Origin of the sequence: Pseudostreptobacillus hongkongensis (genome assembly GCF_001559795.1) — a bacterium.
GTDB classification, from domain to species: domain Bacteria; phylum Fusobacteriota; class Fusobacteriia; order Fusobacteriales; family Leptotrichiaceae; genus Pseudostreptobacillus; species Pseudostreptobacillus hongkongensis.
Map to the genome: position 1 here is coordinate 661 of NZ_LOHY01000126.1, position 257 is coordinate 917.

Consider the following 257-nt stretch of genomic DNA (forward strand, 5'->3'; position numbering starts at 1 on the left):
GCTCTAAAAGATTCTTTAGATCTACCTATACCTATCCATATAGCTTCACCTAATTCTAAATCTAATACAACAGTAGCATATTTATGACCTTTTAGAATAGCAAATTCATCAATTGCTATATATTTAGGTTTATAGTTTTCTTTTTTTAGTTGTTCTTTTCTAAGTTTTAATTTTATATCTATTTCATTTTTATGTATTTTTCTAATAGTATTCCAATGTACTCCTGTAATATCTTTTATATGATTTACTGTTATATT

Annotated in this window: 1 protein-coding gene; it reads right to left on the reverse strand. The window is 23.3% G+C overall.

Going from position 1 to position 257, the window contains the following annotated elements; translation table 11 throughout:
- Nucleotides 1–257 (reverse strand): transposase (locus AYC59_RS07955; RefSeq protein WP_211260030.1); only part of this gene is annotated, 257 nt, incomplete at both ends.